This window comes from Azospirillum soli (assembly GCF_017876165.1).
GTDB classification, from domain to species: domain Bacteria; phylum Pseudomonadota; class Alphaproteobacteria; order Azospirillales; family Azospirillaceae; genus Azospirillum; species Azospirillum soli.
The window spans coordinates 1-1479 of the sequence record NZ_JAGINQ010000062.1 but is presented as its reverse complement, the minus strand read 5'-3'; the positions used below and the strand labels follow the sequence as shown (position 1 = coordinate 1479).

Sequence of the window (1479 nt, the reverse complement as noted above, 5' to 3'; positions counted from 1 at the left end):
TACTACTGTGTCATAAATCTGATCCCATATAGGGTCTATGACACAGGCGAGTTTGGATAGGCAGGACGCGGCGGAGCGTCGGTTTGAGGAGTATCTGGAGGCGATCGGGAGCGTGCTCGGGCATGCTGATCGACGCGCCCCAATGCACGGCTACTGCACGGGGCTTCTGCTCCCCGGACCACGCAAGAGCGTGGAACCGATGGCCGCGCGCGTCGCCCCGCACCGTGTGCAGGCAACCCATCAGTCGCTGCATCACTTTGTCGCCAAGGCCGAGTGGAACGACGAGGCGATTTTGGATGCCGTGCGCGAGCGCGTGCTGCCCCTTGTCGAGCGCCACGGCCCGATCCGACACTGGATCATCGACGATACCGGCGTGCCGAAGAAGGGCAAGTTCTCGGTCGGCGTGGCCCGGCAGTACTGCGGCCAAGTGGGCAAGCAGGACAACTGTCAGGTCGCCGTGACGCTGTCGGTCGCCAACGAGCAGGCCAGCTTGCCGATCGCCTACCGCCTTTACCTGCCGCAGAGCTGGGCGGACGATCCGGACCGGCGTCGCACAGCTGGTGTGCCCGACACGATCGGTTTCGAAACCAAACCGCAGATCGCGCTTGGCCAAGTGCGCGCGGCTCTGGCCAAGGGCGTGCCCCGAGGGCTGGTGCTGAGCGATGTTGGCTACGGCATCGATACGGACTTCCGCACGGGGCTCACTGAGGTTGGTCTGCGTTATGTCGTCGGCGTACAATCCTCAATCAGCTTGTGGCCTCCTGGCCAGGAGCCGCTGCCGGCCAAGCCCTGGAGCGGGGTGGGCCGGCCTCCCAAGCTGAGGCGCCGGGATGAGGAGCACAAACCCGTTTCGGCCCTGAACCTGGCCAAGAGCCTCTCGGCTCGGGCATGGCGCGCGATCACCTGGCGCGAGGGCACGAACGCGCCTTTGGCATCCCGGTTTGCCGCGGTGCGCGTCCGGCCGGCGCACCGGGACTACTGGAGAAGCGAACCGCACGCCGAGGAATGGCTGCTGATCGAATGGCCCAAGGGAGAAAAGGAACCGACCAAGTACTGGCTGTCCACCCTGCCGAAGAGCACCACGCGAACGGAACTGGTGGCCGCCGCCAAGGGGCGGTGGCGCATCGAACGCGATTATCGCGAACTCAAGCAGGAGGTCGGCCTCGGCCACTTCGAGGGGCGGGGCTGGCGCGGCTTTCATCATCATGCCAGCCTGTGCATCGCCGCCTACGGCTTTCTGGTCACCGAGCGGTGTCTTTTCCCCCCTGAGCACCGCTTCCAGTCCGGGCAGCGCCCGCCACCTGCCGTTCCCGCGCAGTACAAGCCCCGAGGGGCTCGTGCGTCCTGAACGCCACGTACCAACCTCCATCGCCTCCGTCCGGCGCCAGATCGCCGTCCGTTTGGCCCGCCGACTGCCAAGATGCCCGTGCTGCCTTCAGGCCTGCCCTCTTCAGAAACCAAACTTATGACACAGTAGTA

Annotated in this window: 1 pseudogene; it reads left to right on the top strand. The window is 65.4% G+C overall.

The features are described 5' to 3' along the window. The first annotated feature begins 37 nt into the window (after positions 1–37). Positions 38–1477, top strand: a pseudogene (locus J2852_RS31235) (IS701 family transposase). Positions 1478–1479: the final 2 nt, after the last annotated feature.